Source organism: Ramlibacter alkalitolerans (genome assembly GCF_016722765.1).
Taxonomy (GTDB): Bacteria; Pseudomonadota; Gammaproteobacteria; order Burkholderiales; family Burkholderiaceae_C; genus Ramlibacter; species Ramlibacter alkalitolerans.
Window position 1 is genome coordinate 74,836 of the sequence record NZ_JAEQND010000015.1, and the last position, 23,874, is coordinate 98,709.

Genomic DNA, 23,874 nt, shown 5'->3' on the forward strand with positions numbered 1-23,874 from the left:
TTGCGTTGCTGCCCGAAAGGCGCGTACGCGCACCCAACTTGCCTCCCACGCGCAGCTTTTTGCGCGCAGTCTTGAGCCAACAGCCGGGACGTGCGGTGGCACTCACCCGTAGAGACGTGTTATGAAAATCGCTCAAGAAATCCGCGCCGGCAACGTGATCATGTACACCGGCCAGCCGTGGGTCGTGCTGAAGACCGAATATTCGCGCGGCGGCCGCAACTCGGCCACCGTGCGCATGAAGCTCAAGTCCCTGCTGAACAACCAGGGCACGGAGACCGTGTTCAAGGCCGACGACAAGATGGACCAGATCGTGCTGGAGAAGAAGGACTGCACCTATTCCTACTTCGCCGATCCGATGTACGTCTGGATGGACGCCGAGTACAACCAGTACGAGGTCGAGAAGGAAAACATGGGCGACGCCCTGAACTACCTCGAGGAAGGCATGCCCGCCGAAGTGGTGTTCTACGAAGGCAAGGCGATCTCGGTCGAAATCCCGACCAGCGTCGAGCGCGAGATCACCTGGACCGAGCCGGCCGTCAAGGGCGACACCTCGGGCAAGGTGCTCAAGCCCGCCAAGCTCGCCACCGGCTATGAGATCGGCGTGCCGATCTTCGTCGCCCAGGGCGACAAGGTCGAGATCGACACCCGCACCGGCGAATACCGCCGCCGCGTCTGAGGCGGCTCGCCCGACGACAAGAAGGCTCCGCAAGGGGCCTTTTTTGATGGTCCCCGTGGATTTCGATCTCTCCCGCATCGTCGCGCCCTTCCGCATGCAGCCCGGCCTGCAGCGGCTGGCCGCGGGCGCCCGCCAGCTCACGCCTCTGGCCGCCGGTTCGCCGCTCTGGCAGGAGAAGAAGCTGGTGCTCGATGCGGGTGGCAGCCGCCTGTGCGTGCTCGGTTTCGATCCGCAACCCGCCCTGCGCGCGATCGCTGGCCAGGCCCGGCGTGAAGGCCTGCCGCTCGAAGGGCCGCCGGAACTCGCGTTCGAGGAGGACTTCGCGGTGCTCGAAGGCGCGGGCGGCACGCTGCCCTGGCTGTGCGTCTGCGTTCCCTCGCACTGGGCGCCGGAGGAGAAGCTCGGACTTCCGTTTGCCAGCGTGCACGCGCCGGTGGCGGACAACCAGATGCTGCTGGCCGCCGGCAGGCAGCTGGTGCGACTCGTCACCGGCGGTGAACGCTTCGAGCGCTTCGTCTGGACGGTCACGCCCAGCGGCCGCTTCGACCAGCATCCGCGGCGGCATCCCCGTGCGCCGTGGCCGCAGAGCAGCGACCCGGCGGAATTCGCGTACCGCTGCTTCCTGCGCGTCGAACGCCAGACCTTCTTTCCCGTCGCCGAAGCCCCCGGGCAGGCTGTCTTCACGATCCGCGTGATGCTGCAGCCGCTCGTCGAGGCCCTTTCGGCGCCGGAAGAGGCGCGGCGGGTGCACGACGCCCTCGCCTCCATGAGCGATGCCGTGCTCGCCTACAAGAACCTGGCACTGGCACGCGAGCGCCTGCTGGCCTGGCTGGCACGGGAGAGCCGCCGATGGAACTGATCGCGCGCATCGCGCAGGTCATCGTGCCGGTGTTCCTGGTGGTGGGCATCGGCTACGTCTACGCGCGCCGGCAGAAGCCCGACATGAACGCCTTCAACCGCATGGTGCTGGACGTGCTCAGCCCCCTGCTGGTGTACACGGCGCTGGCGGGCAAGGAATTCCGCTTGCGCGAGCATCTCGCGCTGCTGGCCGGCGGGGCCTTGGTGATCCTCGCCAGCGGGCTGGTCGCCTGGATCGTCTCGCGGGCGGCCCGCACGCAGCCGCGCACGCTGGTGCCGGTGGTGATGTTCAGCAACTGCGGCAACATGGGCCTGCCGCTGGCCTTGCTCGCGTTCGGCCCCGAAGGCTTCGGCGCCGCGGTGGCGCTGTTTTCCATCAGCAACCTGCTGCATTTCTCGCTCGGCTCGCGCATCACCAGCAGCGAGGCGAGCACGCGCGAACTGCTGCTCAGTCCGCTCATGCTCTCCAGCGCGCTCGGCTTCGCCAGTGCGTGGAGCGGCGTACGGCCGCCGGACATGCTGTTCACGGGCATGAAGCTGCTGGGCGAGGCGATGGTGCCGCTGATGCTGTTCGCGCTCGGCGTGCGGCTGACGCAGCTGCGCCGGCGCGACGTGCCGCGGGGCCTGCTCGGCGCCTTTGCCCGGCCGCTGGTCGGGCTGGCCGTCGCGGTGCCGCTCGCGTGGGCGCTGCGCCTCGACGGCATGGCGCGCGCGCAGCTGATCCTGTTCGGCGCGCTGCCCCCGGCCGTGATGCAGTTCCTGCTGGCGGAGCGCTATCAGCAGGAGCCGGAGCGCGTGGCCGCCATGATCCTGCTCGGGAATGCGCTCGCCGTGGTGTTCGTGCCGTTCGGGCTCGCACTCGCGTTGTAGGCCGCCCGCGCCTGGATCGCGCAAACCGCCACCGCCAGCGCCAGCAGCGCGAACGCCGCCATCCACAAGCCGCGCCCTGCCTTGCGCCTGGCCCGTGGACCGGGCGCGGCGAGCGGCTCGCTGCCCGGCCACGGCACCGTGTGCGGCAGGCCCTCCACCAGCGCGCGTGCCGCTTCCGGCGTGCGCAATTCCAGCCGCAGGCGCTGCACGCCCTCGCCCGACGGCTCGCGCACGCCGAGCTCGACGACGCTGTCCTGCAAGCGGGCATGGATGATGTCGTGCAGCGGGATCTTGACACGGTCTTGCTTCCAGGCGAGCGCATCACGATGGCGGCCCGCCAGGCGCAGCGCCTTCTTCTGCACCCGCACTTCCACCTCGCCGCGGAACGCCGGCATCGGATAGGCCGGTCCCTGCACGTCAAGCAGGTCCGCCGCGTGCCCGGGCAGCACCATCGGGGAGCCGCCGTGGTCGCCGGCCGGGCTTGCGGGTTCCGCAGGCGCGGGCGGCGTCAGCGGCAAGGTGCCGTGGAGCAGTTCGGCCACCGTGAGGCGGGCGCCGTCCGAAGCCTCGAGCTGGTGCCGGCTGGTCAGCGTCTTGCGCACCCGCATGCCGACGATGGTGCGGCGGTCGTACGGCCCCAGCCGGCGGCCATCGAGCACCACGTGGTAAAGAATGTCAGCCAACCGACGGTCCTTCTCGTCTTCGCCCAAGGATAGCGCTAGCGCGGCAGCGCGCTCTCCGGCGGTGGCGCGATTGACGCCACAATGGGCGCTTATGTCTTCGACTCGCAACATTCACGACCGGCGCCTGGCCGATGCCTGGGCCACGCTGCAGGCGCATTCCAACGCCGGCCTGCCGCTGGACCCGGATGCCAGCCGGCTGGCTTTCGCCGACCCCGAATTCCTGCTGCGCCGCGAGACGCGCGGCATCCGCATCCAGCTGGAACTGCTCAAGCCGGACCTGGAGCAGCAGGCCCACGGCATCGAGAACACCATCGTGGTCTTCGGCAGCGCGCGCTTTCGCGACCCGGAAGCGGCCGCCGAACTGGTGGCGGCGGCCGAAGCCGGCGGCGACGAGGCCGTGGCCCGGCGCGCCCGCGCGCTGGCGCGCAACGCGCACTACTACGAGAAGGCGCGCGCCTTCGGGCGGGTGGTCGCCGAATACAGCGGCGCCAAGGAGCCGCGGGACAAGCTGTTCGTCTGCACCGGGGGCGGCCCCGGCATCATGGAAGCCGCCAACCGCGGCTGCTTCGACGCCGGCGGCACCAGCGTGGGGCTGGCGATCGCCCTGCCGATGGAGGAGGCCGCCAACCGCTACGTCACGCCGGCGCTCTCCTTCAAGTTCCACTACTTCGCGCTGCGCAAGATGCACTTCATGATGCGGGCCAAGGCGCTGGTCGCGTTCCCGGGCGGCTTCGGCACGCTCGACGAATTGTTCGAAGTGATCACGCTGGTGCAGACGCGCAAGGCGCGCCAGGTGCCCATCGTGCTGTTCGGGTCCGACTACTGGAAGCGGCTGATCAACTTCGAGCTGCTGGTGGAAGAAGGCGTGATCTCGGCGGCCGACCTGGACCTGTTCCAGTTCGCCGACGAACCGGAAGCGGCCTGGGAGATCATCCGGTCCTTCTATCGTCTCTGAGCGCGAAGGCGACGCGGGTACCGGCGCCCACGGTCACCGCGACCGTCCAGAACACCGCCGCCACGCCGACCACGCTGCCGGCCGCCCCGAACAAGAGCGGCATCGCCACGCTGGAGGCGTTGATCACCAGGAAGCGCATGCCCACCGCCTCGCCGTGGCGGTGGCCCGGCGTGACCTGGTGCAGCAGGCTCATGACCATGGGCTGCACCATGCCCAGCGCGAGCCCCAGCAGCGCGGAGCAGATGCCCATCGCGAGGGCCGCGTGCATGAAGGGATACACCGCGTAGATCAGCGCCGCCGCGACCATCGCCGTCACGATCAGCGCCCATTCGTGCACCCTGGCGGCCAGCACCGGGAGGAACACCCGCACCACCGCGGCAGCCATCGCGAAGCCGCCCAGGATGGTGCCGATCACCGAAGCGGACAGGCCGCGCTCGTGCCCCAGGACCGGCACCACGAAGGTGTGCACGTCCCAGGCCGAGGACAGGAACCAGTTCACCAGCATCAGCCGGCGGAACATGGGTTCGCGCCAGAGGTCCCAGGCACGGCCGCCGCGGGCCGCATGCGCCCCTTCCGGCGGCGGCAGCTCGGTGGCGTGCCGCACGAAGGCCCAGGTCACCACCGGCAGCAGCGCGATCATCAGGAAGGCCGCGCGGTAGCCCGAGTGGTCGATCAGCAGGCCGGCCGCGAACGGCCCCATGAAATTGGAGAAGGCGGGGCCGATGGCCAGCCAGGAGAAGGCCTGCTTGCGTTGCGCCGGCGTGTGCGCGGCGCGGCCGACGTGACGCTGCATCGCGATGACCGCGCTGCCGGTGGCGCCGCCCGTGAGCAGCGCGCTCACGCAGAGCACGGGAAAGATCGGCCATGCGAAGGCCAGCCCGCCACCGAGCGCCGCCGCCAGGCAGCTCCACCCCACCGGGCGCTTGAGCCCGTGGCGGTCGGCATAGCGGCCCGCCGGCAGGGCCAGGAACACCTGCGTCAGCGCATACAGCGACAGCAGCACGCCCACCGCGGCTTCGCTGTAGCCCTCGCGCAGCGCCAGCAGCGGCGAGGCCATGCGCATGCCCGCCATGGTGGCGTGCAGGAACACGTGGCCGGTGATCAGGCGGGCGAGTTCGCGCCCGCCGATGCCTTCGTCAGCTGCGGTCATCGGCCGTTCCCGTCCAGCCGCAGCGCGCTGCGCAATGGCACTAGTTCAGCACTTCGGGATTGAGCGGCGTCAGCGGCTTGCCGTGCACCAGGAAGCCGATCAGGTTGTCGGCGGCCAGGTCGGCCATCGCACGGCGCGTGGGCACGGTGGCGCTGGCGATGTGCGGCGTGAGGACCACGTTGGGCACGGTGAGCAGGTCGGGGTGCACCTTGGGCTCGCCCTCGTACACGTCGAGGCCGGCGGCGGCGATGCGCTTCTCGCGCAGCGCCGCGGCCAGCGCCGCGTCGTCGACGATGCCGCCGCGCGCGATGTTCACGAGGGTCGCCGTCGGCTTCATCCGCGCGAGCTCCGCCGCGCCGATGGCGTGGTGCGAGGCGGCCGAATACGGCAGCACCAGCACCAGGTGGTCCGCGCTCGCCAGGAGTTCGTCCTTGCCGACGTAGCGGGCCTTGCAGGCCGCTTCCAGCTCGGGCGCGAGGCGCGATCGGTTGTGGTAGATCACGTTCATGCCGAAGCCGTGGGCGCCGCGCCTGGCGATGCCCTGGCCGATGCGCCCCATGCCGAGGATGCCCAGCGTGCTGCCGTGCACCTCGGAGCCGGCGAACATGTCGAAGCTCCACTTCGTCCACTGGCCGGCGCGCAGGTAATGCTCGCTTTCGGCGATCCGGCGGGCGGTGGCCATCAGCAGCGCGAAGCCGAAGTCGGCGGTCGTCTCGGTCAGCACGTCGGGCGTGTTCGTGGCCAGCACCTTGCGCGCCGTCATCGCAGGCACGTCGAAGTTGTTGAAGCCGACGGCCATGTTGGCGCAGACCTTCAGCTGCGGGCAGGCGGCCAGCACGCCGGCATCGATGCGCTCGCTGCCGGTGGTGAAGGCGCCGACCTTGTCCTTCAGGCGCTCGGTGAGCTCCTGCGGACCCAGGACGGTGTCGGCCTGGTTGGAATCGACCTCGAAGTGCTGTTCGAGCTTGTGCAGCGTCTCCGGGAAGACGGCGCGGGCGACGAGGATGCGGGGTCTGGTGCTCATGGTGTCAGGGCTTGGGGGACGGCAGGGACTGGACGGGAGCGGGCGATTCGACCGAGGGCGCCGAGGGCTTGCTGCCGGCGTGCCCTTCGGGGTTCCAGCCGACCAGCACCAGCAGCGCGACGAAACCGAGCACGTAGCCGACGGCGACGTGCCAGCCGCCGCGCAGCCAGGCGCCGACCGAGCGGCCCTCGGGGTACATGTTGCACAGCGCCACGCCGGCGGAGGAACCGAACCAGATCATCGAGCCGCCGAAGCCGACCGCATAGGCCAGGAAGCCCCAGTCGTAGCCGCCCTGGCGCAGCGCCAGCGCGGTCAGCGGGATGTTGTCGAACACGGCACTCACGAAGCCCAGGCCCAGCGCCGTCGGCCACGAGGCGGCTGGCAGCGCCTTGACCGGCATCATCGCGGCGCACATCACGAGGGACAGCAGGAAGATGCTGCCGCGCAGGGCGCCGGGCAGCAGGCTCCACGTGGGCGCTCGAAAAGGGACGGTCAGCAGCAAGGCCACCCATACCGCGATGCCGATCAGGGGGAACTCGTTGAGCAGCTCCGGGTTGCGCAGGTTGAGGAAGACGTTGGTGGAGATCGCGGCCAGCAGCATGAAGGCCACCACGGCGAGGCGGCCGTAATCGAGGCGCACGTTCTTCGGGTTGTCCTTCATGATCGGCTGGAAGGCCTGCTGCTGGCGCGCCGCGACGATGCCGAAGAACAGGATGGCGACGCCGGCGCCGACATAGGCCTCGAACACCTGGCCGGGCCGCACCCCGGCGATCCACAGCATGGTGGTGGTGGTGTCGCCGACCACGCTGCCGGCGCCGCCGGCGTTGCTCGCCGCCACGATCGCCGCCAGGTAGCCCACGTGCACCCGGCCCTTGTAGAGGACGTGCGCCATGGCCCCGCCGATCATGGCGGCAGCGATGTTGTCGAGGAAACTGGAGATCACGGCGATCATCACGAGCAGGAAGAAGCCGCCCTTCCAGTCGTCGGGCAGCACTCTGGGCAGCATGTCCGTCGCGTGACTGCGCTCGAAATGGTCGGCCAGCAGCGCGAATCCGAGCAGCAGGCCCAGCAGGTTGCCGAGCGTCACCCATTCGTGGTGCAGCATCTGCACGAAACCGGCCACCCCCGGCGTGCCGGCGAAGTCCCCGAGCAGGATCTTGTAGGCCGCGATGGTCACCATGCCCAGGAACGCCACCCGCAGGGTGTGATGGTGGAACACGGCGACGCCCAGCAGGACCAGGGCGAACAGGAGGAAGTCCAGGGGAATGCCGGCCACGGTCACGTTGTGCGTCTCCAGTGTTCTTGTTGGAATGGAAGCGGCGATTATGGCGTCAGCCCGGCGGTGCCCCGGCAGCTCTCCCGCCCGGAGTGTCGGCCGCAACCTACGGGAGATGGCCTGCGCCTCCTACCCTTGCAGCAAGCTGAACCTCGGGATCATGTGACGAGTTGCATCCGAGGAGAGAGCCGTCATGCCGTTCCGCATCCCCTGTCTTGCCGCCGCTGCGCTCACCTGCGCGGCGGCGGTGCATGCCGCGCCGCCCCTGGCCGACCCGGCGATCAGCCAGGAGGACGTCAAGGCGCAGAAGGTACGCATCGAGGAGCAGTACGACCAGTCGCAGGCGCGCTGCAAACGGTTGCAGGGAAGCGGGCGCGACCTGTGCAACGAGCAGGCCCGCGGGGAGCGCGACATCGCGGTGGCCGAACTTCAGCTGCGGGTGGCGCCTACCGCCGATAACGACGAGAAGCTGCGGCTGGCCAGGGCGAACGCCAGCTACTCGCAGGCGCTGGTCAAGTGCAGGGATTTCGACAGCCAGGCGAAGCGCGTGTGCCGGGAGGATGCGAAGACGAGCTTCGAAGAGGCGAAGGCCGAAGCCAGGCTGCAGAAGGAAGTCGTGGCGCAGACCCTGCGCTCCGAGAACACGGTGCGCGAACGCACGGCAGCGGCCGATCGGGCGGCGCAGGCGCAGTTCACGCAGGCGCGGCAACGCTGCGAGGCGCTGCCCGCGGAGGGCCGGCAGAACTGCGTGGAAGACGCGAAGCGGCGCTTCGGCACGCTCTGAGCTTCACTGCACCGGTTGCAGCGCGGCCAGCACTTCCTGCAGCCGCGGCGGCAGCGGTGCCGGCCGACGCGTGGCGCGATCCACGTACACGTGCACGAAGTGGCCCTTGGCGACCGTGAGCGGCTCGCCGGCCAGGAACAGCCCCACTTCGTAGCGCACGCTGGACTTGCCGATGCGGGCCACGCGCAGGCCGCCTTCCACGACCTGCGGGAATTCGACCGGCGCGAAATAGTTGCATTGCGTCTCGACCACCAGCCCGATGACCTCGCCGCGATGGATGTCGAGCGCGCCCTGCTCGATCAGGTGCGCATTGACGACGGTATCGAACCAGCTGTAGTAGACGACGTTGTTCACGTGGCCGTAGGCGTCGTTGTCCATCCAGCGGGTGCCGATCGTGCGGAACGCCCGGTACGCCGCACGGTCCTCCGGCTGGGGCTGCGTCTTGGCTTCTTTCATCGCGGGCGATTCTGCCAGCGGCGTGCGTAGCCCAGGGCCACCGCGAAGGTGTTGACCTGCACCTGCACCGTGTCCTCGATGCGGTGGCCATAGCCGCCCGCCATGGCGAATGCGAGCGGCAGCCCGCGCTGCCAGGCCCAGTCGAACACGCGGCGGTCGCGCGCCTCCAGTCCGTCCCAGGTGAGTTTCAGGCGGCCGAGGCGGTCGCCCTCGTGCGGGTCGGCGCCGGCCAGGTAGATCACCAGGCCGGGATCGAAACGATGTCCGAGTTCGTCGAGGGCGCGCTCCAGCGCCTGCAGGTAGGCTTCGTCGCCGGTCCCGTCCGGCAGGTCCACGTCGAGGTCGCCGGGCTCCTTGCGGAAGGGGAAGTTCTTCTGTCCGTGCAGCGAGAGGGTGAAGACGGTCGGATCGTCGCGGAAGATGTGCGCGGTACCGTTGCCCTGGTGCACGTCGAGATCGACGATCGCCACGCGCAGGCCGCGGCGGGCCTCGGCCTGCATCAGTCGTGCCGCGACGGCGGCGTCGTTGAAGACGCAGAAGCCGCCGCCGCGGTCCGGGTACGCGTGGTGCGTGCCGCCGGCGATGTTGGCGGCCACGCCTTCGCGCAAAGCCGCGCGGCAGGCGGCGATGGTCGCGCCGACCGAGCGGCGGGCCCGTTCGGCCATCGCCAGGCTCCACGGGAAGCCGATCTCGCGCAGGATCTTCGGATCCACCGAGCCGTCGCCGATCGCCTGGATGTACCCGGGCGCATGGACCAGGGCCAGCTGGCCTTCGCTGGCCGGCTCGGCGGGGACCAGCCGGATCTCCGGGAGCTCGGCGGCCAGGCGATCGCGCAGCAGCCGGTACTTGCCCATGGGAAAGCGGTGCCCTGAGGGCAGGGGCAGGACGAACTGGTCGGTGTAGAAAACCTGCATCCCGTCCATTTTCCGGGGACCCGCCGGGACCCGCTGGTCTAGGGAAGCGTCCCTACTTTGCTGCAGCGCAACAAAAAAGACTTGCAAAGGGCCGGGAGAACCCTATACTTCTATCCATGCTGCACTGCAACAAGTAGAGCAGCACCTCTCAACCCACACTGACCCGGAGAAACAATGATGCTGACCGCTGAGCAACTGCTGGCCGCCCAGAAAGCCAACGTGGAAACCCTGTTCGGCCTGACGACCAAGGCCTTCGAAGGCGTCGAGAAGCTCATCGAGCTGAACGTCACTGCCTCCCGTGCCGCCCTGGCCGAAGCCGCCGACACCGCCCAATCCGTCCTGAACGTCAAGGACGCCCAGGAACTGCTGGCCCTGCAAGCCGCCCTCTTCCAGCCCCTGGCCGAGAAGACCGCCGCCTACAGCCGTCACCTGTACGACATCACGTCTTCCGCCGGCGCCGAGTTCGGCAAGGCGTTCGAAGGCCAGGTTGCCGACGCGCAGAAGAAGTTCCTGGCCGTGGTCGACAACGCCGCCAAGAACGCGCCCGCCGGTTCCGAGACCGCCGTCGCCGTGTTCAAGAGCGCCGTTGCCGCCGGCAACAACGCCCTCGAGTCCGTGCAGAAGGCCGTCAAGCAGGCTGCCGACGTCGCCGAAGCGAACTTCAACGCCGTCGCCAACACCGCCGTGAACGCCGCCAAGGCCCCCGCCAAGGCCAAGCGCGCCTGAGCTTGAAAGCTGGAGTTCCTGACGGCATCTGTTCGCCGCAGGGACTCTGCCGATAGGATTCACTTCATCGGGTGTCCGCATCCGGTGGAACGCAAGTTCTTCAAGGTTGTCTCCTCGGGTCCTTTCGACACCTTTCCAGGTTCAGGGATCCATTGACCCCGGTCGCAAGACTGGGGTTTTTTTATGGGCGCTCGCAGGGCAGATGGCGGCGGCTGTCTTCAGGGCGCGTGCGCCTTGGCTTCCAGTGCCGCCCGCACCTGCGGCAGTGCGGCCTGCATCGCGGCCCGCCCCGCCTCGATGGCGCGCCGCTTGCCGGCGAAGTCCGCGCTGCTCATGCCGCGCAAGGCCGGCCGCACGACGACGTCTGCATCGCGCAGCTCCCAGGTGTTGATGCTCTTGCCCATGATCGCGAAGGTCTGCAGCAGGATCTGCAGGGGATCGCCCGACGGGTTGCCCTCCGGCGCGCTGGAGATGTCCACCGCGATCACCAGTTCGGCGCCCATCTGGCGCGCGTAGCGCACCGGCACCGGCGACACGAGCCCGCCGTCGACGTACTCCTGGGTGCCGATCTTCACCGGCAGGAACACCGCCGGCACCGCGCTGGAGGCGCGCACCGCGGTGCCCGTGTCGCCGCGGCGGAACAGCACGCCCTGGCCCGTGTTCAGGTCGGTCGCCACGATGCCCAGCGGCACCGCCATGTTCTCGATCAGCCGGTGGGCCACCTGCGTGTTGACGTAGCGCGCCAGCGCCTCGCCGCGCAGCACGCCGCGACTGAAGATCGGCAGCGTCCAGTCCGCGAAGGCGGCCTCGTCCATCGCCAGCGCCGTCGCCTGCAGCTGTTGCCCGCTGCGGCCGCTCGCGTACAGGGCCGCGACCAGGCTGCCGGCCGACGTGCCGACCACGAGGTCCGGCTTGATCCCGGCTTCTTCCAGCACCTCGATCACGCCGACATGCGCGAATCCGCGCGCGGCTCCCCCGCCCAGCGCGAGCCCGATGCGCGGCGGCACCTTCTGCACCAGCGGCGGCGCGGGCGCCGGGGTCACCGGAACGGTCGGCGCAGGCTGGGGCGCCACGGCGCAGCCGGCGACGAACACCGCCAGCAGCGCCCATTTGACGTGGATCAATCTCTTGCCAAAATGAGTGAGAATGATTCGCGTTTGACTTATCATCGCGCCAACGTCACAAGAACGACCCCTGAAAGGAAAACCTCCATGATGTCCAAAGCCGCAGGTCTCGCCACGCTGCTCGTCGTCGCCGCCGCGCCGGCCTTCGCGCAGGAGCAGGTGCTCAACCTCTACTCCGCCCGCCACTACTCGACGGACGAGGCGCTGTACGCCGGCTTCACCAAGGCCACCGGCATCAAGATCAACCGCGTCGACGCCGACGATGCCGGTATTCTGGCCCGCCTGAAGGCCGAAGGCGCCGCCTCCCCCGCCGACGTGATCCTGCTGGTCGACGCCGCGCGCCTGTACAAGGGCGAAGTCGACGGCCTGTTCCGTCCGATCCGCTCCAGGGTGCTGGAAGACGCGATTCCCGCGCAGTACCGCGCGAAGGCCGGCGCCGAAGGCACCACCTGGTTCGGCTTCTCCACCCGCGCCCGCGTCGTGGTGTACGACAAGGCCAAGGTCAAGCTCGAGGACGTCGACACCTACGAGGAACTGGCCGACCCGAAGAACAAGGGCAAGGTCTGCCTGCGCTCCGGTTCGCACCCGTACAACCTGTCGCTGTTCGGCGCAGTCACCGAGCACCTGGGCGAGCAGAAGGCGGAAGCCTGGCTGAAGGGCATCGTCGAGAACATGGCCCGCGCGCCCAAGGGCGGCGACACCGACCAGATCAAGGCCGTCGGCGCGGGCGAGTGCCAGGTCGCGGTGAGCAACACCTACTACATCGCTCGCCTGATGCGCTCCACCGACCCCGCCGACAAGGCGCTGATGGAGAAGGTCGGCGTGGTGTTCCCGAACCAGTCGTCCTGGGGCACGCACCTGAACATCGCCGGCGGTGCCGTCGCGAAGAACAGCAGGAACACGGCCGCGGCCGTCAAGTTCCTCGAATACCTCGCCAGCCCCGAAGCGCAGAACCACTTCGCCAACGGCAACAACGAATGGCCCACCGCCAAGGGTGTGAAGGTGAGCAACCCAGCCCTGGCCGCGATGGGCGGCGGCGACTTCAAGGCCGAGACCATCCCGCTCGCCTCCGTCGGCGCGCACCAGGTCAAGGTGCAACAGATGCTCGATCGCGTCGGTTTCAAGTGAGCCGGCGCTAGCACGACATCCCCGCGCAGGCGGGGATCCAGGATCCCTGCCGGTGCCCCCTCCGCGCCGGCGGGGCCGCAAGCCTCCCGCGGTTTCCCCCCTCCTTGTCGCGGGAGGCATCAGCCCCCATTCAGCCCGCCGCCCGGCGGGCTTTTTTTCGTCAGGTGTGCGCACCCGCCCTGGGGGGATAATTGACGTTTACGTCAACGTCAACAGGAGAGCGCATGGACATCCAGGGCAAGGTTTTCGTCGTCACCGGCGGCGCATCGGGATTGGGCGAGGGCACGGCCCGCATGCTGGCGGCCAGCGGCGGCAAGGTGGTCGTGGCCGACATGCAGGTCGACAGGGGCGAGGCCGTGGCGCGCGAGATCGGCGGCACCTTCGTGAAGTGCGACGTCACGCAGGAGGCCGACGGCCAGGCCGTCATCGCCAAGGCCGTGTCGCTCGGCAAGCTGATGGGCCTGGTCAACTGCGCCGGCATCGCGCCGGCGGAGCGCACCGTCGGCAAGAACGGCCCCCACAAGTTCGACGTCTTCACCCGCACCATCATGGTGAACCTGGTGGGCAGCTTCAACATGATCCGGCTCGCGGCCGAAGCGATGGCGAAGAACGAACCCGAAGCCACGGGCGAGCGCGGGTGCCTGATCTCCACCGCCTCGGTGGCGGCATACGACGGCCAGATCGGCCAGGCGGCGTACAGCGCCTCCAAGGGCGGCGTGGTCGGCATGACGCTGCCCGTCGCGCGCGACCTGGCGCGCAGCGGCATCCGCAACATGACGATCGCGCCCGGCATCTTCGGCACGCCGATGCTGTTCGGGATGCCCAAGGAGGTGCAGGACGCGCTGGCCGCCAGCGTGCCCTTCCCCTCGCGCCTGGGCACGCCGGACGACTATGCCAAGCTCGCGAAACACATCTTCGAGAACGACATGCTCAACGGCGAGGTGATCCGCCTCGACGGGGCGATCCGGCTGGCACCGAAGTAAGACCCGCGTTCGGGGCGCGCATCCCTATAGTGCGCGGATGCGCCGCCCCCTCCTTTCCTGGCTGGCTGCTGCCAGCCTGTTGGCCGCCTGCGCCAGCCCCCCTTCGAGCTTCACCTACAACGCTGCGCAGCAGCCGGAGGCCGCCTCCGGCCTCACGGCCAAACCCGGCTGGGCGACGACGAAGTTCGCCGTGGCCGCCGCCAACCCACTCGCCACCGATGCCGGCTACCAGGTGCTCAAGGCCGGCGGCTCCGCCGTCGACGCCGCCATCGCGGTGCAGATGGTGCTGGCGCTGGTGGAACCGCAGTCCAGCGGGATCGGCGGCGGCACCTTCCTGCTGCACTACAACGGCCGCGAGGTGGAGGCCTTCGATGGCCGCGAGACCGCGCCCGCCGCGGCCGACGAACGCCTGTTCCTCGGCGCCGACGGCAAGCCGCTGGCCTTCTACGATGCCGTCGTCGGCGGCCGTTCGGTCGGCGTGCCGGGAACGCTGCGCGTGCTGGAGATGGCGCACCGGCAATACGGCAGGCTGCCCTGGGCCGCGCTGTTCCAGCCCGCCATCACGCTGGCGGACCAGGGCTTCCGCGTCAGCCCGCGGCTGAACACGCTGCTGAAGTCCGAGGCCCACCTGGCCAAGGATCCCACGGCGCGCGCGTACTTCTTCCAGGCCAACGGGGAGCCGGTCGCCGTCGGCAGCACGCTGCGCAACCCCGAACTCGCCGCGGTGCTGCGGCGCGTCGCCAACGAAGGCGCGCGCGCCTTCTACGACGGCGAGATCGCGCAGGCGATCGTCGACAAGGTGCAGCGGCACGCCGGCAACCCCGGCAAGCTCGCGCGCGCGGACCTGGCCGGCTACCAGCCGAAGAAGCGCGCCCCGATCTGCCACGACTACCGCGCCAGCGCGCGGGACTGGCGCGTCTGCGGCTTTCCGCCACCGAGTTCGGGGGCGATCGCCATCGGCCAGATCCTCGGCATCCTGAACAACACGAATGCCGGCTCGCTGCCACTGGTGGGCGCCCTGCCCTCGGCCGACTGGCTGCACCTGTACACGGAGGCCGCGCGCCTGGCCTTCGCCGATCGCGGCCAGTACCTCGGCGACCCCGACTTCGTGCAGCCGCCCGGCGGCGACTGGATGACGCTGCTGGATCCGGCTTACCTGGCGGCGCGCGCCCGCCTGATCGGCGCCCGGAGCATGAAGACCGCGCAACCGGGAACGCCCGGCCAGCGCACCAGCCGCTACGCGCCCGCGCCCGAGCAGGTGGAGCACGGCACCTCGCACATCAGCATCGTCGATGCCTACGGCAACGCGATCGCGATGACCACGACCATCGAAGACCAGTTCGGCTCGCGCCAGATGGTGCGCGGCTTCCTCTTGAACAACGAGCTCACCGACTTCAGCTTCGCGCCCGCCGACGCGCAGGGCCGGCCGATCGTGAACCGCGTCCAGCCGGGCAAGCGGCCGCGCTCCTCGATGGCGCCGACGCTCGTCTTCGACAAGGCCACGGGCCAGCTCGTGGCCAGCGCCGGCAGCCCCGGTGGAGCCCTGATCATCCACTACACGGCCAAGACGCTGTACGGGATGCTGAACTGGGGCCTGAACGCGCAGCAGGCGATCGACCTGCCTAACTTCGGGTCCACCAACGGCCCCACGCTGCTGGAGCAGCGGCGTTTCGCGCCCTCCGTGGTGCAGGCCCTGCAGGCGCGAGGCCACGAGGTGCGCGAGCTGGACATGACCAGCGGCCTGCAGGCGATCCAGCGTACGCCCACCGGCTGGTTCGGTGGCGCCGACCCGCGCCGCGAAGGCGTCGTGATGGGGGATTAGCCTAGTGCGTGACCGCGTCAGCCTCGTGCGCCGCGGTCTCCTTGCGCTCGATCCGCTCGTATTCCGAAATCACCTGCGCGCCGAACAGCAGCAGCGTCGCCGCGATCTCGAAGCTGAAAAGCACCACGATCGCCGTGGTGAGCGAGCCGTACACCACGTTCACCTGCGACAGGGTGGCGAAGTACCACACCAGCACGCGCCGGGTGATCTCCCACAGGATCGTGGCCGTCACGCCGCCTACCAGCGCGTGCCGCCACCACAGGCGGCCGACCGGCATGACCATGTAGATCGAGGTGAGCAGGAAGACCTCGCCCACGATGCCCAGCAGGTACAGCAGCACACCGGACAGGCCGTGCAACGACCAGTCGTGCCCGAGGAAGACCACGCGGTCCTCGCCCATCGCCTGGATGCTGCCGGCCACCAGCGTGACGACCAGCAGGCCGAAACCGAGCGACAGGATGTACACGTAAGGCAGCAGCGCCGAGACGACGAAGCGCCGGCGCCGGATCGCGAAACGGTGCAGGAAGATCACCGCCATCGCCTTTTCCAGCACCGCGAAGCCGAGCGAGCTGAAGAACAGCATGGTGACCAGCAGCAGCCAGCCCATCACCTCGCGGTGCTCCACGAAGTGGGCGAGTTCCGCCACCACCGTCTTCGACTGGCCCGGCATCAGCCATTCGAGATAGTGGGCCAGCGTCGCCATCAGCTCGGCCTGGTTCACGTAGTGCGACAGCGTGATCACGGTCAGGATCAGCAGCGGCACCACCGACAGCAGCGCGTAATAGGCGACGGCCCCCGCCAGCAGCAGGCCCTGATTGCTCTTGAAGCCCTTGAGGACACGCTTGACGAATACGCCCGGATGGGCGGCCACCCAAGCAGCGGCGGGGCTCAGCACATGCATGGCGGCGAGTATGCCGCCGCGCACCCCCGGCGGGGGCGTGCTGTTACAGGCTTTCCCTCATGGGCAGCGGGAGCCGCTGGGCTAGATTGGGCCTCCGCCGAGGAGACCCTCATGCACCGAACCGATCGCACGCGCCGCCGCCTGTTGCAGGCTGCGCTCGCCTCCCCCGCCGTCGTCGCCCTGCCGGCGCTGGCGCAGGCCTTCCCGAGCCGGCCGATCCGGCTCATCTGCCCCTGGCCTGCCGGCGGCTCGACGGACGCCGTCATGCGCTCGCTGGCCGAAAGCGCGAGCAAGACGCTCGGCGGCCAGGTGATCGTGGAGAACAAGCCCGGTGCGAGCGGCATGCTCGGGCCCAACGAGCTGGTCGGCGCCAGGCCCGATGGCTACACCCTCTCGCAGCTCACCATCGGCATCGCGCGCCTGCCGCACATGCAGAAGATGCAGTTCGACCCGCTCAAGGACTTCACGTACATCGCCTGCCTCACCGGCTACACCTTCGGGCTGGTGGTGCGCGCGGACTCGCCGGTCAAGACGGTGCAGGAGCTGGTCGACTGGTGCAAGGCCAATCCCGGCAAGTTCAGCTTCGGCTCGCCGGGCAACGGCACCACGCCGCACCTGGCGGTGGAGGAATTCGCGTTTCGCGCCGGCATCAAGATGCAGCACGTGCCGTTCAAGGGCGTGGCCGAAGGCATGCAGGCGCTGCTGGGCGGGCACATCATGTCGCACAGCGACTCGACCGGCTGGGCCTCGCATGTCGATGCCGGCACGATGCGGCTGCTGGCCACCTACGGCTCCAAGCGCACCCGGCGCTGGCCGAACGTGCCGACGCTGCACGAGCTCGGTTACGAGACGCTGGCCGATTCGCCCTTCGGCATCGGCGGGCCCAGGGGCATGGACCCCGCCATCACGCGCCGGCTGCACGACGGCTTCCGCAAGGCGCTGGAGGACCCTGCGGTGCTGGCCACCTTCGAGAGGTACGACCAGTCGGTGATCTACATGAACAGCGCGGACTACGAGAAGTTCATCCGCGAGCAGTACGTGAAGGAGAAGGAAATCATCGAGAAGCTGGGGCTGGCGATGAAGGCCTGAGGATAGGACTTCCAAAGCGGACAGCGGAACGCTAAAGCCGCAAAGACGACGCAAAAGCCGCAAAAGGAATCGAAAAGCTCCTGGATGCTTTTTTGCGGCTTTTGCGAGACCTTTGCGGCCTTTGCGTTCGGCTGTCCTGGATTCAGACGTCGATCGCCGCCGCCGACCGCGCCTGCTTGCGCAGTTCGAACTTCTGGATCTTCCCCGTCGAGGTCTTCGGCAGTTCGCCGAACACCACCGCCCGCGGCACCTTGAAGCCGGCCAGGTGCTTCCTGCAGTGCGCGACGATGTCCTCCGGCGTGACTTCGACCCCCGGCCGGACCTCGACGAAGGCACACGGCGTCTCGCCCCATTTCGCATCGGGCTTGGCCACCACGGCTGCGGCCAGCACCGCCGGGTGCCGGTACAGCACGTCCTCCACCTCGATCGACGAGATGTTCTCGCCGCCGGAAATGATGATGTCCTTGCTGCGGTCCTTGATCTTGATGTAGCCGTCCGGGTACTGCACCGCCAGGTCGCCGGTGTGGTACCAGCCGCCGGCAAAAGCCTCCTGCGTCGCCTTGGCGTTCTTCAGGTAGCCCTTCATGGTGATGTTGCCGCGGAACATGATCTCGCCCATGGTCTCGCCGTCCCAGGGCACCGGCGCCAGGGTCTGCGGATCGAGCACGCGCGCGGCGCGCTGCAGGTGGTAGCGCACGCCCTGGCGCGCGTTCAGCCGGGCGCGCTCGCCGATCTCCAGCCGCTCCCATTCCTCGTGCTTGGCGCAGGCGGTCGCCGGCCCGTAGACCTCCGTCAGGCCGTACACGTGCGTGAGATCGAAGCCCAGCGTCTCCATGCCCTCGATCAGCGAGGCCGGCGGCGCGGCCCCGGCGACCATCGCCTTCACGCCGCGCGGCAGCCCCTGCTTCATTTCCGCCGGTGCGTTCACCAGCAGGCCGTGCACGATCGGCGCGCCGCAGTAGTGGGTGACGCCGTGTTCGCGGATGGCGTCGATCATCGCCTTGGCCTCGACCCGCCGCAGGCACACATTGACGCCGGCGCGCGCCGCGATCGTCCAGGGGAAGCACCAGCCATTGCAGTGGAACATGGGGAGCGTCCACATGTAGACCGGGTGCTTGGGCAGGTCCCACTCGAGGATGTTGGAGATCGCGTTGATCGCTGCGCCCCGGTGGTGGTAGACCACCCCCTTGGGATTGCCCGTCGTGCCGCTGGTGTAGTTCAGCGCGATCGCATCCCATTCGTCGCCCGGCAACTCCCAGGCGAACGCGGGGTCGCCACCGGCCAGGAACTCCTCGTAGCTGGTGCTGCCTATGCGTTCCGGCGTGCCGGTGAAGAGCGCGTCCTCCACATCGATCACCAGCAGCGGCCGGGCCTCCTTGCGCATCGCGATGGCCTTGCGCATCACGGGCGCGAATTCCGGGTCCACGATCACGGCGCGCGCTTCCCCGTGCTCCAGCATGAAGGCGATCGCCTCCGGGTCGAGCCGCGTGTTCATCGTATTGAGCACCGCCCCCGCCATCGGGATGCCGAAGTGGGCCTCCACCATCGGCGGCGTGTTGGGCAGCATCACGGCCACCGTGTCGCCCTTGCCCAGGCCGGCACGCTGCAGGGCACTGGCCAGGCGCCGGCAGCGCTCGTAGGTCTGCAGCCAGGTGCGGCGCAGCGAGCCGTGCACGACCGCCGTGCGTTGCGGATAGACGTCCGCGGCGCGCTCGAGGAACGAGAGCGGCGACAGCGGGGCGAAGTTGGCCGCGTTGCGCGGCAGGTCCTGGTCGAAAATGCTGGACATGACCTGTGTCTCCTGTTGTTGTGGGCCGGCGCGCCGGTCGCGACAGAGGTTAGTCCCTTTTTCGATCCGGTCCAATCCGTAGCCGCGACTACGGTACCCTTCGCAGCCCGATGGCCATCCCCCAGAACTTCATCCAGGACCTGCTCTCGCGCGCCGACATCGTGGAGATCGTCGGCCGCCACGTGCAGTTGAAGAAGGGCGGGGCCAACTACCTCGGGCTGTGCCCCTTCCACGGCGAGAAGACGCCCTCCTTCACCGTCAGCCCGTCCAAGCAGTTCTATCACTGCTTCGGCTGCGGCAAGCACGGCAATGCCATCGGCTTCCTGATGGACTACGCCTCGATGAACTTCGTCGAGGCGGTCAAGGACCTGGCGGGCCAGTACGCCATGCAGGTCCCGGACGACGAGCGCTCGCCCGAAGACCGCGCCCGCGCCGCGCAGCAGCGCGAACGGCAGCAGACCCTCACCGACGTCCTGGAAAAGGCCGGCGCCGCCTGGCGCAAGCACCTGCGCCAGTCCCCGCGCGCCATCGGCTATTTCAAGGCCCGCGGCGTGTCGGGCGAGATCGCGAAGCAGTTCGGCCTCGGCTACGCCCCGGAAGGCTGGCGCACGCTGGCCGGCGTGTTCCCCAACTACGACGACCCGCTGCTGGCCGAAAGCGGGCTGGTGATCGTCAACGAGGAAGACGACAAGCGCTACGACCGCTTCCGCGACCGGGTGATGTTCCCGATCCGCAACGTCAAGGGGGAGTGCATCGGCTTCGGCGGCCGGGTGCTGGGAGACGACAAGCCCAAATACCTGAACTCGCCGGAAACGCCGGTCTTCAGCAAGGGGCGCGAGCTCTATGGCCTGTTCGAGGCCCGCAGCGCGATCCACGAGCAGGGTTTCGTGCTGGTGACCGAGGGCTACATGGACGTCGTCGCCCTGGCCCAGCTCGGCTTCCCCAACGCAGTGGCGACGCTAGGCACCGCCTGCACGCCCGACCACGTCCAGAAGCTGTTCCGCTTCACCGACCACGTGGTCTTCAGCTTCGACGGCGACGCCGCCGGCCGGCGTGCCGCCCGCAAGGCCCTGGACGGGGCCCTGCCCTATGCCACCGACGTCCGCACGGTGAAGTTCCTGTTCCTGCCGCCCGAACACGACCCGGACAGCTACATCCGGGAGCACGGCCAGGAGGCCTTCGCCCGCTTCGTGCGGCAGGCCGTGCCCCTGAGCACCTTCCTCGTCGAAGCCTCCGCGGAGGATTGCGACCTTGCAACAGCGGAGGGCCGCTCCCAGATGGTCAGCAAGGCCGGGCCGCTGTGGAAGCAGCTGCCGGACGGCGCCCTCAAGCGCCAGCTGCTGGGCGAACTGGCCGATCGCGCCCAGCTCGGCTCCCACGAGTTGCTGGAGATCTGGGGCGTGGCAGCGCCGGGATCCGCCAGGCCGCGCTCGCGCGAGCGCCGCGGCGGGGAAGCCCCGTACGGCAAGCGTGCCTACGGCGCCGGGCGGAGGCAGGCCATCAAGCCGAAGGCCGTGGCGTTCGCGGAACAGGTCGCCCGCATCGCGCTGCGGAACTCCGCGGTCTGGCATGCCCTGAGCAACGACGACCACCACCTGCTGTGCGAGCTGCAGCCGCCCCACGGCGACCTGTTCTCGTGGCTCGACACCCGCTTCCACGAGCACGGCGGGGAGCCCTGGGCGGTGCTGCAGCTGGCCCTGGAAGGTCAGCCGTTCGTCGAGCTGGCCAACCGGCTGGTCGACCTGGACAACATGCAGCCGATCGGCCGGGCCATCGACGTGGAGGACTTCGGCGAGCCCGAATTGCAGCGGGCGCTGATCGAGATCCACCTGGATGCGCTGAACGAGGAGCAGCAGCGGATCGTGCAGCTGCCCTCGACCGATCCGTCGCGCACGGAACGCCTCTACGAGGTGATCCGGCGAACGCAGGAACTGACCCAGCGCCGCCAGGCCCTGTTGCAGATGAGCCGCACGCCTGCCGGGTGATTTCCTAGCACGTCTTGAAATTCCGCGGCATTGGTATAATTTAGGGTTTGCTAGCGGCAAGAGCGACAGCAGCACCTCCGGACCGGCCAGCCTTCACGAACGAGGGCGCCCCAAGCGGGCATCAGGCCAACCTACCGCAAGGACTGCACCCCAAATGTTCGCCCACCCATCTTGCCCACCCGAGAGGCCGACGTCGGCCTGATGCCGCCCCGCGCCGGGTTTCGTGGCGCTTTTTTTCGTCCCTGCTGCCTGTTTCGAGGTCCCATGCCTGTTCAAAAGTCCGCGAAGCCCGCTCCCGCCGCGAAACCCGACGACCGAAAGCCACTCAAACCCACATCCCCATCCGCCGACAAGGCCCAGCTGAAAGTCGTCAAGAGCGACGCCAAGCCTGAATCCAAGTCCGCAACGAAAGCAGCCCAACCCGTGCCCACCAAGTCGCCCGCCAAGGCCGAAAAGGCCTCCGCCAAGGAAGAAACGAAGAAGACCGTGAAGGCCGCCGCACCCGCGGCGGAAGAACCGGCGAAGAAGAAGCCGGGCCGTCCGCCCAAGGCGGCAGCCGAGGCCGAATCCCCCGCCAAGGGCGCCGCGGGTGCCAAGCGGGGCCGCAAGCCGAAGGCGGCCGAGCCGGCCAAGGCGGCGGCGGCCGACGACGAGGTCGAGGACCTGGGCGACGTCGAAGCCGATTTCGAGGACAGCGAACCCGTCGTCGAGGAAGTCGCGGCCGTCGCCGAGAAGGCGAAGCCCCTGCGCATGAAGATCAGCAAGGCGAAGGAACGCGCCTTGATGAAGGAATTCGGCCTCGACGAAACCGTCCTGACCGAAGAGGAAATGCTCAAGCGCCGCCAGCGCTTGAAGATGCTGATCAAGCTGGGCAAGACGCGCGGCTACCTCACGCACGCCGAGATTTCCGACCACCTGCCCGACAAGCTGGTCGACGCCGAGACGCTGGAAGTCGTCGTCTCGATGCTCAACGACATGGGCGTAGCCGTCTACGAACAGACGCCCGACGCCGAGACGCTGCTGCTCACGAACACCGGCCCCACCGCCGCCACCGAGGAAGAGGCGGAGGAAGAAGCCGAAGCCGCCCTGTCCACCGTGGACAGCGAGTTCGGCCGCACGACGGACCCGGTGCGCATGTACATGCGCGAGATGGGCACGGTGGAACTGCTCACGCGCGAAGGCGAGATCGAGATCGCCAAGCGCATCGAAGGCGGCCTGATGGCGATGATGGAGGCGATCTCCGCCTCGCCTGCCACGATCGCCGAGATCCTGCGCCTGGGCGCCGAGATCCGCGAAGGCAAGATCGTCATCTCCACCATCGTCGACGGCTTCTCCAACCCGAACGAGGCCGACGACTACGTCGCCGAGGAAGACTTCGACGAATTCGACGCCGACGACGACGACGACGGCTCCGGCGGCTCCAAGGCGCTCACCCGCAAGCTGGAAGAACTCAAGGCCGCCGCGCTCGAGAAGTTCGACAAGATCGCCGGCCTGTTCGAGAAGGTGCACAAGGCCTACGACAAGGACGGCTGGGGCTCGCCCGCGTACACCAAGTGCCAGCACGCGTTGTCCGAGGAGCTGATGACCATCCGCTTCACGGCCAAGACCATCGAGAAGCTGTGCGACATGGTGCGCGGCCAGGTGGACGACATCCGCAAGAAGGAACGCGAGCTGCGCCGCATCATCGTCGACAAGTGCGGCATGCCGCAGGAAACCTTCGTCAAGGAATTCCCGCCCAACCTGCTGAACCTGCGCTGGGTCGAGAAGCAGGCCGCCGCCGCCAAGCCCTGGAGCACCGTCATCCAGCGCAACATTCCGGCCATCCAGGAACTGCAGCAGAAGCTGATCGACCTGCAGCGCCAGGTGGTGGTGCCGCTGCACGAACTCAAGGAGATCAATCGCCGCATGAACGAGGGCGAGGCCTCGTCGCGCGAAGCGAAGAAGGAGATGATCGAGGCCAACCTGCGCCTCGTGATCTCGATCGCCAAGAAGTACACCAACCGCGGCCTGCAGTTCCTCGACCTGATCCAGGAAGGCAACATCGGCCTGATGAAGGCGGTCGACAAGTTCGAGTACCGCCGCGGCTACAAATTCTCGACGTACGCCACGTGGTGGATCCGCCAGGCCATCACGCGCTCGATCGCCGACCAGGCCCGCACGATCCGCATCCCGGTGCACATGATCGAGACGATCAACAAGATGAACCGCATCTCGCGCCAGCACCTGCAGGAATTCGGTTTCGAGCCGGATGCCAGCATCCTGGCCGCCAAGATGGAGATCCCGGAAGACAAGATCCGCAAGATCATGAAGATCGCCAAGGAGCCGATCTCCATGGAAACGCCGATCGGCGACGACGACGATTCCCACCTGGGCGATTTCATCGAGGACACCGGCAACACCGCGCCGATCGAAGCCGCCATGCAGGCCGGCCTGCGCGACGTGGTCAAGGACATCCTCGACTCGCTCACGCCGCGCGAAGCCAAGGTGCTGCGCATGCGCTTCGGCATCGAAATGAGCACGGACCACACGCTGGAGGAAGTCGGCAAGCAGTTCGACGTCACCCGCGAGCGGATCCGCCAGATCGAAGCCAAGGCGCTGCGCAAGCTGAAGCACCCGAGCCGCAGCGACAAGCTGCGCTCGTTCATCGACACGCTCTGATCGCGTCGTCCCCGCGCGAAGCG

The 23,874-nt window shown here is 68.5% G+C and carries 21 protein-coding genes; 12 read left to right on the plus strand and 9 right to left on the minus strand.

Features of this window, described 5'->3' with window-relative positions:
* The first annotated feature begins 121 nt into the window (after positions 1 to 121).
* The 3 genes from efp to JI746_RS23455 are packed head-to-tail and all read left to right on the plus strand — an operon-like array spanning position 122 to position 2,404.
* Positions 122 to 676 carry an elongation factor P gene (efp, locus tag JI746_RS23445; protein ID WP_201692707.1) on the plus strand — a complete coding sequence of 185 codons (555 nt, stop codon included), beginning with the start codon at positions 122 to 124 and terminating at the stop codon, positions 674 to 676.
* 46 nt (positions 677 to 722) lie between these two features.
* Positions 723 to 1,535, plus strand: a complete 813-nt coding sequence (locus tag JI746_RS23450; protein WP_201692708.1) for a heme-dependent oxidative N-demethylase subunit alpha family protein — start codon at positions 723 to 725, stop codon at positions 1,533 to 1,535.
* The gene (locus tag JI746_RS23455; RefSeq protein ID WP_201692709.1) at positions 1,526 to 2,404 is read left to right on the plus strand and encodes an AEC family transporter; all 879 of its coding nucleotides are present in this window, start codon (positions 1,526 to 1,528) and stop codon (positions 2,402 to 2,404) included. The genes JI746_RS23450 and JI746_RS23455 overlap by 10 nt, the downstream gene beginning before the upstream one ends.
* On the opposite strand, the gene JI746_RS23460 is transcribed toward JI746_RS23455, so the two are convergent.
* Positions 2,311 to 3,087 carry a hypothetical protein gene (locus JI746_RS23460; RefSeq protein ID WP_201692710.1) on the minus strand — a complete coding sequence of 259 codons (777 nt, stop codon included), beginning with the start codon at positions 3,085 to 3,087 and terminating at the stop codon, positions 2,311 to 2,313. The two genes, JI746_RS23455 and JI746_RS23460, sit on opposite strands and share 94 nt — an antisense overlap.
* Before the next feature lie 91 nt (positions 3,088 to 3,178).
* Here JI746_RS23460 and JI746_RS23465 point away from each other — a divergent pair, with 91 nt between their 5' ends.
* A complete protein-coding gene (locus JI746_RS23465) occupies positions 3,179 to 4,042 on the plus strand; it encodes an LOG family protein (RefSeq protein WP_201692711.1) in 864 nt (287 codons plus the stop codon).
* Here the strand turns inward: JI746_RS23465 and JI746_RS23470 are convergent.
* Genes JI746_RS23470 through JI746_RS23480 form a run of 3 tightly spaced genes read right to left on the minus strand, consistent with a single transcriptional unit; the run spans position 4,017 to position 7,492 of the window.
* A complete protein-coding gene (locus tag JI746_RS23470) occupies positions 4,017 to 5,192 on the minus strand; it encodes an MFS transporter (RefSeq protein WP_201692712.1) in 1,176 nt (391 codons plus the stop codon). The genes JI746_RS23465 and JI746_RS23470 overlap by 26 nt on opposite strands.
* A 40-nt stretch (positions 5,193 to 5,232) precedes the next feature.
* The gene (locus JI746_RS23475) at positions 5,233 to 6,216 is read right to left on the minus strand and encodes a 2-hydroxyacid dehydrogenase (RefSeq protein WP_201692713.1); all 984 of its coding nucleotides are present in this window, start codon (positions 6,214 to 6,216) and stop codon (positions 5,233 to 5,235) included.
* A gap of 4 nt (positions 6,217 to 6,220) precedes the next feature.
* The gene (locus tag JI746_RS23480; RefSeq protein WP_201692714.1) at positions 6,221 to 7,492 is read right to left on the minus strand and encodes an SLC13 family permease; all 1,272 of its coding nucleotides are present in this window, start codon (positions 7,490 to 7,492) and stop codon (positions 6,221 to 6,223) included.
* Positions 7,493 to 7,685: 193 nt separating this feature from the next.
* On the opposite strand from JI746_RS23480, the gene JI746_RS23485 reads away from it, so the two are divergent.
* A complete protein-coding gene (locus JI746_RS23485; protein WP_201692715.1) occupies positions 7,686 to 8,276 on the plus strand; it encodes a hypothetical protein in 591 nt (196 codons plus the stop codon).
* Positions 8,277 to 8,279: 3 nt separating this feature from the next.
* On the opposite strand, the gene JI746_RS23490 is transcribed toward JI746_RS23485, so the two are convergent.
* Complete coding sequence (locus JI746_RS23490) at positions 8,280 to 8,732, minus strand: acyl-CoA thioesterase (protein WP_201692716.1); 453 nt, start codon at positions 8,730 to 8,732, stop codon at positions 8,280 to 8,282.
* The gene (locus tag JI746_RS23495; protein ID WP_201692717.1) at positions 8,729 to 9,646 is read right to left on the minus strand and encodes a histone deacetylase family protein; all 918 of its coding nucleotides are present in this window, start codon (positions 9,644 to 9,646) and stop codon (positions 8,729 to 8,731) included. Before JI746_RS23495 ends, JI746_RS23490 begins: the two co-directional genes overlap by 4 nt.
* 174 nt (positions 9,647 to 9,820) lie before the next feature.
* On the opposite strand from JI746_RS23495, the gene JI746_RS23500 reads away from it, so the two are divergent.
* Positions 9,821 to 10,372, plus strand: coding sequence for a phasin family protein (locus JI746_RS23500; protein ID WP_201692718.1), 552 nt, complete (start codon positions 9,821 to 9,823; stop codon positions 10,370 to 10,372).
* Between the two features lie 218 nt (positions 10,373 to 10,590).
* On the opposite strand, the gene JI746_RS23505 is transcribed toward JI746_RS23500, so the two are convergent.
* Positions 10,591 to 11,493, minus strand: coding sequence for a patatin-like phospholipase family protein (locus JI746_RS23505; protein ID WP_330893065.1), 903 nt, complete (start codon positions 11,491 to 11,493; stop codon positions 10,591 to 10,593).
* 90 nt (positions 11,494 to 11,583) lie between these two features.
* Here JI746_RS23505 and JI746_RS23510 point away from each other — a divergent pair, with 90 nt between their 5' ends.
* From JI746_RS23510 to ggt, 3 genes are all read left to right on the plus strand, one after another.
* The gene (locus JI746_RS23510; protein WP_408004123.1) at positions 11,584 to 12,624 is read left to right on the plus strand and encodes an extracellular solute-binding protein; all 1,041 of its coding nucleotides are present in this window, start codon (positions 11,584 to 11,586) and stop codon (positions 12,622 to 12,624) included.
* A 224-nt stretch (positions 12,625 to 12,848) separates the two neighbouring features.
* Positions 12,849 to 13,607 (plus strand): 3-hydroxyacyl-CoA dehydrogenase, encoded by a 759-nt coding sequence (locus JI746_RS23515; RefSeq protein ID WP_201692720.1) that lies wholly within the window; start codon positions 12,849 to 12,851, stop codon positions 13,605 to 13,607.
* Positions 13,608 to 13,644: 37 nt separating this feature from the next.
* Entirely contained in the window at positions 13,645 to 15,429 is a 1,785-nt protein-coding gene (gene ggt / locus JI746_RS23520; protein WP_201692721.1) for a gamma-glutamyltransferase, read from the plus strand.
* Position 15,430: 1 nt separating this feature from the next.
* Here the strand turns inward: ggt and JI746_RS23525 are convergent, their stop codons facing one another.
* Entirely contained in the window at positions 15,431 to 16,330 is a 900-nt protein-coding gene (locus tag JI746_RS23525) for a YihY/virulence factor BrkB family protein (RefSeq protein WP_201692722.1), read from the minus strand.
* A 111-nt stretch (positions 16,331 to 16,441) separates the two neighbouring features.
* Between JI746_RS23525 and JI746_RS23530 the strand changes: the two genes are divergently transcribed.
* Positions 16,442 to 17,419, plus strand: a complete 978-nt coding sequence (locus tag JI746_RS23530) for a Bug family tripartite tricarboxylate transporter substrate binding protein (protein WP_201692723.1) — start codon at positions 16,442 to 16,444, stop codon at positions 17,417 to 17,419.
* A gap of 142 nt (positions 17,420 to 17,561) precedes the next feature.
* On the opposite strand, the gene JI746_RS23535 is transcribed toward JI746_RS23530, so the two are convergent.
* Positions 17,562 to 19,208 carry an acyl-CoA synthetase gene (locus tag JI746_RS23535; protein ID WP_201692724.1) on the minus strand — a complete coding sequence of 549 codons (1,647 nt, stop codon included), beginning with the start codon at positions 19,206 to 19,208 and terminating at the stop codon, positions 17,562 to 17,564.
* Positions 19,209 to 19,318: 110 nt separating this feature from the next.
* On the opposite strand from JI746_RS23535, the gene dnaG reads away from it, so the two are divergent.
* Complete coding sequence (gene dnaG / locus JI746_RS23540) at positions 19,319 to 21,193, plus strand: DNA primase (protein ID WP_201692725.1); 1,875 nt, start codon at positions 19,319 to 19,321, stop codon at positions 21,191 to 21,193.
* A gap of 264 nt (positions 21,194 to 21,457) precedes the next feature.
* Positions 21,458 to 23,851 carry an RNA polymerase sigma factor RpoD gene (gene rpoD, locus JI746_RS23545; RefSeq protein WP_201692726.1) on the plus strand — a complete coding sequence of 798 codons (2,394 nt, stop codon included), beginning with the start codon at positions 21,458 to 21,460 and terminating at the stop codon, positions 23,849 to 23,851.
* Positions 23,852 to 23,874: the final 23 nt, after the last annotated feature.

What these genes read in the sequence shown, in the direction of transcription:
- JI746_RS23450 (WP_201692708.1), top strand. Translation starts at nt 723, where the DNA reads ATGGTCCCCGTGGATTTCGATCTCTCCCGCATCGTCGCGCCCTTCCGC.
- JI746_RS23510 (WP_408004123.1), top strand. Translation starts at nt 11,584, where the DNA reads ATGATGTCCAAAGCCGCAGGTCTCGCCACGCTGCTCGTCGTCGCCGCC.
- JI746_RS23465 (WP_201692711.1), top strand. Translation starts at nt 3,179, where the DNA reads ATGTCTTCGACTCGCAACATTCACGACCGGCGCCTGGCCGATGCCTGG.
- JI746_RS23495 (WP_201692717.1), bottom strand. Translation starts at nt 9,646, where the DNA reads ATGCAGGTTTTCTACACCGACCAGTTCGTCCTGCCCCTGCCCTCAGGG.
- efp (WP_201692707.1), top strand. Translation starts at nt 122, where the DNA reads ATGAAAATCGCTCAAGAAATCCGCGCCGGCAACGTGATCATGTACACC.
- JI746_RS23535 (WP_201692724.1), bottom strand. Translation starts at nt 19,208, where the DNA reads ATGTCCAGCATTTTCGACCAGGACCTGCCGCGCAACGCGGCCAACTTC.
- JI746_RS23530 (WP_201692723.1), top strand. Translation starts at nt 16,442, where the DNA reads ATGCACCGAACCGATCGCACGCGCCGCCGCCTGTTGCAGGCTGCGCTC.
- ggt (WP_201692721.1), top strand. Translation starts at nt 13,645, where the DNA reads ATGCGCCGCCCCCTCCTTTCCTGGCTGGCTGCTGCCAGCCTGTTGGCC.
- rpoD (WP_201692726.1), top strand. Translation starts at nt 21,458, where the DNA reads ATGCCTGTTCAAAAGTCCGCGAAGCCCGCTCCCGCCGCGAAACCCGAC.
- JI746_RS23475 (WP_201692713.1), bottom strand. Translation starts at nt 6,216, where the DNA reads ATGAGCACCAGACCCCGCATCCTCGTCGCCCGCGCCGTCTTCCCGGAG.
- JI746_RS23525 (WP_201692722.1), bottom strand. Translation starts at nt 16,330, where the DNA reads ATGCATGTGCTGAGCCCCGCCGCTGCTTGGGTGGCCGCCCATCCGGGC.
- JI746_RS23470 (WP_201692712.1), bottom strand. Translation starts at nt 5,192, where the DNA reads ATGACCGCAGCTGACGAAGGCATCGGCGGGCGCGAACTCGCCCGCCTG.
- JI746_RS23490 (WP_201692716.1), bottom strand. Translation starts at nt 8,732, where the DNA reads ATGAAAGAAGCCAAGACGCAGCCCCAGCCGGAGGACCGTGCGGCGTAC.
- dnaG (WP_201692725.1), top strand. Translation starts at nt 19,319, where the DNA reads ATGGCCATCCCCCAGAACTTCATCCAGGACCTGCTCTCGCGCGCCGAC.
- JI746_RS23500 (WP_201692718.1), top strand. Translation starts at nt 9,821, where the DNA reads ATGATGCTGACCGCTGAGCAACTGCTGGCCGCCCAGAAAGCCAACGTG.
- JI746_RS23515 (WP_201692720.1), top strand. Translation starts at nt 12,849, where the DNA reads ATGGACATCCAGGGCAAGGTTTTCGTCGTCACCGGCGGCGCATCGGGA.
- JI746_RS23455 (WP_201692709.1), top strand. Translation starts at nt 1,526, where the DNA reads ATGGAACTGATCGCGCGCATCGCGCAGGTCATCGTGCCGGTGTTCCTG.
- JI746_RS23485 (WP_201692715.1), top strand. Translation starts at nt 7,686, where the DNA reads ATGCCGTTCCGCATCCCCTGTCTTGCCGCCGCTGCGCTCACCTGCGCG.